Origin of the sequence: Novipirellula sp., from assembly GCF_041583735.1 — a bacterium.
GTDB lineage: Bacteria > Planctomycetota > Planctomycetia > Pirellulales > Pirellulaceae > Novipirellula.
In genome coordinates this window covers 1-6,324 of the sequence record NZ_JBFHFD010000503.1, presented here as the reverse complement: position 1 = coordinate 6,324, position 6,324 = coordinate 1, and the positions used below count along the sequence as shown (strand labels likewise).

Genomic DNA, 6,324 nt, shown 5'->3' with positions numbered 1-6,324 from the left:
CTGCGGACGAAACCAAGCAGCTGTCCCGCTGCGTTGTAGGCTTCGAGTCGACCGTACGTCACGCTCAAGGAAGAATCGTTTGCAATCGCATCAATGGCGATGGCCGACACCGGGCGAAAGAAATCGAAACGAAGACGACTGCTGCTCGTGAACCAATCGATCCCACCGCGAGCGAAAATGCGGTTTTGTAGTGTGATCGGGAAATTGTATTGATTTTCAGAGGTGACGTCGTCATCAAAGATGTCGCCAAACGTAACTTCGCTGATTGAAACACCGGGGGCAGCGTGCAGCAGATTCTTTTCGGTCACAACGCCGCTAATCGGGTCACGCGTGATCAAGTCATCGGGTTCAACGACATGGGTTAATACATCGAGGATACCGTTTTGGTTGGTGTCGGCAAACACGGTTAAGCCGGCTGCAGGCACCGGATCACGCGAGGGGCCATCGCCCTTCGGAGGGCTCTCGAACAAGGTTCCGCGAACACCGCCGACAAAGTTGCTGGTGCCCAAGTGATCCAGCGGCAAGCCTTGGAACTGCACCGGCGCCGGAGGTCCGAAGAAGCCCGAGACAAGGCTTAGGTTGGTTGATGAGCCTTGGGTTGGCCCTGAAACCCAGTCGTCAATGTCGCTGCCAATCGAATCGCCAATTCGGCCCGCGTATCCTGCACCACTGCTGAACACAATGGGAACACCTGGTCGTGTGGTGATCCGCGAGGTTCCGACACCTCGGTCTACAAACACAATATTTCCGTAAGCAAGGTCGGGGCCGCCGACAAAATTGTGGATTGATATCGAGTCGAATGTTCTCCACGCACCCGCGACACCATCGTCATCAATAAAACCATCGTTATCAAGGTCGATGTCATCGGCAATCGTCGGAGCGACATCGCTTTGGATCAGCATATAGGTCCAACCGCCGATCGATGAAAACGCCACCGAGTCACTGGTGTGAATCCCGCCGGGCAGTCCCGAAAAATTAGTGGTGCTTGATCGCAGTACAGCCGACTGAGGATCAATGTCATAGTTGTTGCCCGACGTCACGATCGCCAAGAAACCATTGTCACCAAGCGGTTGATTGCTGAGATCAAAAACTTGAGCCACTTCACCCTCATCCAAGAAATCCTCTTGGACAATTACAAAGTAAGTGTTGTCGCCAATCCGGCCTCCCTTAGGACCTCGTAATTCGATGTAGGGATTCGTGCCGCCGTAAAATTCGTTGATCACCAATTCGCCGGGCCGGACCTCGGGTTCAATCTGGGCTGTGATGGTTGTCTCAGGCAGGTTGACCCAAGCAGGGTCCGAAACCGCGGTGTCGACCGAGATCACAATGTCGGACGCCCCGAGTGGTGCGGAGTCAACCAGATCCAGTGCGACCGTTTGCGGAGTTTGCCAATTGTCCGGTGTGAATACCAAGCTGGACGTGACCGGCAAAAGTTGCAGCGGATTGATGGTGATGTTGATGACCACATCCGTTGGGGGTCGCGTGTCCAGCGTAACCAGAAATTCGTCTCGTCGCACCGAGGACGAAAATACGGTCTCAAAATCGGTTTCGGTGACCGTGATGCCGATGATCGCATTCGTGAGCGCAAAATCAGCGTTGACCGCACCGAGATCGGTAACTGTAACGCGATGCGCGACGTCGCCAAGTCGCGAATAGAACAGCGATTCCGATGGCACCGCCTCGGATGCCGAGAAGCCAGCAGTGACTTGCCCTGTATCTGGATTGACAAACACCGCGGCGCGTTGCCCCACACTGCCTTGGTCAAACATCACAAATTGAGTGCCGTTGAACGACAGCGAAAAACTGTCGAGCGCTCGTGAGGTTTGTGCGAGCAGGCGACCATTGCCGAGCAGGTCAAACTCAAAAAATCGATCGCTCGTATTATCAAATCCAACAATGCGTTGCTTGACCGAATCGAATGTCAAATCGCTGACGTTTCCGAGGCCGCTAAGCGAGTTGCCGACCGGTACCAAACGACCGCTGACGCGATCAAAGATAGCGAGTTGTTGTTCGTTCGGCGCCGTCAAGCTGCGAGCGACCGTGTAGATCGTGTCGCTCGATGCGTCGTGGGCAAGCCCTGCGGCAATCTCGTTCGCCAGCGTCGCGACCACACGTTCTTGGCCGGTCAACGGATCGAGCGTATAGATCGAATCGGTGACAAAATTCGATCCGTAGAACGTGCCGTCATTGGTTCGCACTAAACCGTAAATCGGCCGAGAGCTCGGGGTTCCGATTCGGCGGACGGTGCCGTCAAGCGACATCTCAAATAGCTGAGTTTTGTCGCTGTTGGCAGGATACGAAGTGCCAAAGTAGGCGTTCGGCGACGATTGGTAAAAGCCTCGCGGAATCACCTGGCGAATCGCATGGTCGCCGACGGGGACGTTCGTAAACGCGTAGCGGCCGACATCATCGGTGGTTTGGATCGGTTCGCCGAGATCGGGTTTGCCGTTGTTGTTTGCGTCGATGTAAATCTCGATGCCACCCAAGTTGTCTTCGCTGGGTTCGCGGATTCCATTCTTATTAACATCAAACCAAACTTGGCCTTCGATCGTGCCTGCGGGTGGTGGTGGCGGCGGCGGAGCGAGGCCAAAGTCGAACCCTGATACGCTGTCGGCCGCAGTAAGATTCACGCGATGAGCAATGTTGCCTCCCTTCGAAAAGGTAAGTGCATCGGTTCCAAGCGCGGTCGAGGCATTAAAGCCACTCGTGACCACGCCCGTGTCGGGATTCACGATCAGCACCGCTTGCTTGGCGGTATCAGCGTTGTCGAACATGACAAACTCAGTCCCGTTGAAAGCCAACGAGAAACTGTCAATGGATTGCTGTGCGGTGGCGAGCAGCTGACCGGTTCCGTTCAGATCAAACGCCAAAAACCGATCATTAGCATTATCGAAACCGACCACGCGACGGTTGACAGTGTCGAACGCCAAATCGCTAGCTCCGCCCGGCAAGTCGAGACCGTTGGTCGAAACTTCCGTCAGGATGCCGCTGACGCGGTCAAGGGTATGCAGCGTGCGAACGCTGGTGGATCCTGCGGTAAGCGACAGCGTGTAAATCGTGTCGGTTTGCGCGTCGTAGGCCAGGCCTGCGGATCCGGCAGAACCGGCAGGCGAGATCAGCGTTTCGCTACCGGTTTGCGGATCAATGCGATAGAAACCGGCACCGCCCTGAAATCCCGCTCCGTAAAACTCGCCATCATTGGTGCGGATCAAGCCTCGGATCGAGGTCGATTGCGGGGCGCCTAATAGGAACGCTTCGCCACTTTCGCTCATCTGATACAGCTGAGTCGATCCAAGTGGCGTGTTGGAGAAGGTCGTACCAAAATAGGCACCCGGGCTGGTTTGACGCTGGTTGCCCGAGTCAACACGAATCGTCTGTGTCCCGGCGGCAAGAGTGTCGAATTGGTATTGCCCCTGAGCATCGGTTTGCACCGCGACTTCGGTCGCATCAAATTGGCGGTTGTCGTTGGCATCAACATAGACTCGAACGTTGGGCACGCCGACTTCGGCGGCATTGCGGATGCCGTCACCGTTATCGTCCTGAAAAACCTCGCCCGCGAGAACCGCCAGCAGTTGCCGGGATTCCAGTCTTTCTAAAATCCGTCGCCGGCGTTGGGGCCGCTGCGATCGTTTATTCCTGCGAGCAAATCGGTTTCTAGGATCAAGCATGGCAATGAACGCTAAGTAGAAAGGGAATGAATAGAAGGAGAGTGTATCACCAAGCCAGCAAGGTGATTGCGAGGCCCATCACCGATCGAAGGGCGCCGGTTGACGGGGCCAACAACAGGCGAAGGGAACGGGGCGAGGGGAATTCTCGAAACGAGAACAACCCCTTAGAATAAATGTGCCCGTCGCTAGGGACAACTGAAATCATGAGGATTCGGCAAGAGAAGAACAGAACGGGGATTCCGTCTTGGAATCATACTGCGGGGATTTGGTTCCCAATATTTTTGCAATTTTGTTTTCTTTGCAGTTTTCGCATTGTGTCTTTGAAGTCATGGAATCGGGGTTTGGATGAACTTTGCAGCGAATTTCACCGCCATCGATTTTGAAACGGCGACCCATCGACCCGATAGCGCGTGCCAACTTGCCGGCGTCGTGGTTCGCGATGGCGTGGTGGTCGATTCGAAAGTCTGGCTGATCCGCCCCAAGCCGTTTTACTTTAGCCCGGCTAACATTCAAATTCACGGGATTTCGCCTGATCAAGTTCGCGATCAATCCGAGTTCGGCGATCTGTGGCCCGAGGTCGCCGACTTTCTAAAACTCAGTTCCAATGATCCTGCGGGCGAACCCGAATGCCTCGTCGCTCACAACGCCAGCTTCGATATCGGGGTGTTGATGGGATGTCTGCACACGCATCGCATCGCGGTGCCTGATCTTCAGTACACCTGTACACGCGCAATCGCTCGCCAAGTTTGGCCCAGCCGTCCGCGATTTGGACTGAAGCCATTGGCTGATTGGCTGGGGATCCGATTTCGGCACCACGATGCGCTCGAAGATTCGCAGGTCTGTGCCAAGATCTTGATGGCCGCCGGCATCCAGGCAGGTGCGGGGACACTCGAGGAACTTGAACAATCGACCAAGCTTTCGCGAGGTGTCGCAGGAGCCTGGGGCAAACGGGGCCCTTCCAAATCTCATTTTCGCCGCCCCAAGCAGCGGCAAGCCGCGTCGCCATCGCGGACCGAGTCCCGCTCGGCCGAAAACGCCGCGATTCAGGCTCAGTTAAAACAGCAGTGGGATTTGCAGCGTTTGTTCGTGCGAGCCGAGTTCATCCGCCCGCTTGCCGGTCAACGCGTCGTCTTTACCGGCCAACTTAGTCAGCTTAGTCGCGAGGATGCTGAGTCGCTTGCGATCCGCTTGGGCGGCACCTGCCAAACCTCGGTGACCCGCGAAACCGACCTGCTTGTCGTCGGCCAAACCGACAAACGAACAATCCAATCAGGCCGCACGATCAGCACGAAAGAACAAGCGGCACGCGAGGTTCAGGCCGAGGGAGGGGGGATCCGAATCGTCAGCGAACATGACTTTTTGGGGTTTGTCGTCGCTCCGGAATAAACATTTTGATGTTTTTGCCGACTATCTTTACAGGTGACCTATGCTTTCGCGTGACTGTGTTTCCAGCCCAAAGCGTTATCATCTTGGAATGAATTTGTGACCCGTGTACTTCTGACGGCATTCGAACCCTACGATCGATGGACCGAAAACTCGAGTTGGTTGGCACTGATCGAATTGACCCAGTGGTATGACGGACAAGCGGATTTAACCACACGGCGTTATCCTGTGGATCTGACGCTGATGAGTGTGCAGTTGAAAAAGGATCTGCAGGACGACTATGACTTTGCCATCCATATTGGCCAGTCACCCGGTGCGACGCTGATCAAACTTGAAGCGATCGGATTGAACGTTCGCAGCGATGGAACGCCGCTACTGAAAGACGCGCCGGCGGCCTACCAATCCTCGCTCCCCTTGCCACGTTGCCGCGACGCACTGGTCGAAGCAGGCATCCCTTGCGAAGTCTCGCATCACGCGGGGACCTACTTGTGTAACGCCGCGTTGTACTTGAGCCAATACTACTCGCATTCGTTTGCGATGAAGACACAAAGTGTCTTTGTGCATCTACCGCTCTCGCCCGCCCAAGCCGCACGCGACGCGGATCGATTGCCCAGCATGAGCACCCCGATGGTCAGCGCCGCGCTCGCGATGATCATCGAAAACATGAGTGGCCAGTAGGCAGCAAGAATTTGGCAAATATACGGGCGTTCATTTCCAAACAAAACAAAGGATCGAGGGCCGTTCAGAAACAATGGTGCGCCAATGGAAGGCAGCGAGTTGGGGGGCGTTTTGAATTCGTCCGCAAACTTAGCTCGAGATGACAAAGTGAGTTCAAAGTTGGCTAAACTATGGCGATCTCTTTCTCGCCGTTGGCTCCCACTCCATTGCAAAGCATCATGCCTGAGATTCCTGTCTCGAGATTCCACCGTTGGTCGATTGCGTTAGTCTCCCTACAGGCAATGTTGATTTGTCTGTTGTCGCTGGGCCAAGTCGAGGTTTGCTCGGCGGAGCCCGCGGCTTTCTCAACTCCGATTCATAGCGGGCAGCTCGATGGCGATGCGTTCACGCAGTGGTCGGAGGGACGTGAATCGGCGATTCCCGTGGAAGCGGCGAAGAATGGGCCGAGCGATATTCTGTGGACAAGCGACAAACGCCCGGATTGGCGCGGTGTCGAGTTTGGCACCAACCATGCCCCTGGCCCGCGACATTTGCGAATTGCATTCACCGAGTCCATCGGTATCGGCACCCTACTTGTGCGTGGCGGTGCGACGCT

The 6,324-nt window shown here is 55.5% G+C and carries 4 protein-coding genes; 3 read left to right on the top strand and 1 reads right to left on the bottom strand.

Annotated features, from left to right (window positions below; translation table 11 throughout):
• Window positions 1-3,668 (bottom strand): SdrD B-like domain-containing protein (locus ABX962_RS26860; protein WP_372724005.1); only part of this gene is annotated, 3,668 nt, incomplete at its 3' end.
• 345 nt (window positions 3,669-4,013) lie between these two features.
• On the opposite strand from ABX962_RS26860, the gene ABX962_RS26855 reads away from it, so the two are divergent.
• From ABX962_RS26855 to ABX962_RS26845, 3 genes are all read left to right on the top strand, one after another.
• Complete coding sequence (locus ABX962_RS26855; RefSeq protein WP_372724003.1) at window positions 4,014-5,054, top strand: exonuclease domain-containing protein; 1,041 nt, start codon at window positions 4,014-4,016, stop codon at window positions 5,052-5,054.
• Between the two features lie 96 nt (window positions 5,055-5,150).
• Window positions 5,151-5,729 (top strand): pyroglutamyl-peptidase I, encoded by a 579-nt coding sequence (locus ABX962_RS26850; protein ID WP_372724001.1) that lies wholly within the window; start codon window positions 5,151-5,153, stop codon window positions 5,727-5,729.
• Window positions 5,730-5,947: 218 nt separating this feature from the next.
• Window positions 5,948-6,324: hypothetical protein (locus ABX962_RS26845; protein WP_372723999.1), on the top strand; the 377-nt coding region annotated here is incomplete at its 3' end.

What these genes read in the sequence shown, in the direction of transcription:
- ABX962_RS26855 (WP_372724003.1), top strand. Translation starts at nt 4,014, where the DNA reads ATGAACTTTGCAGCGAATTTCACCGCCATCGATTTTGAAACGGCGACC.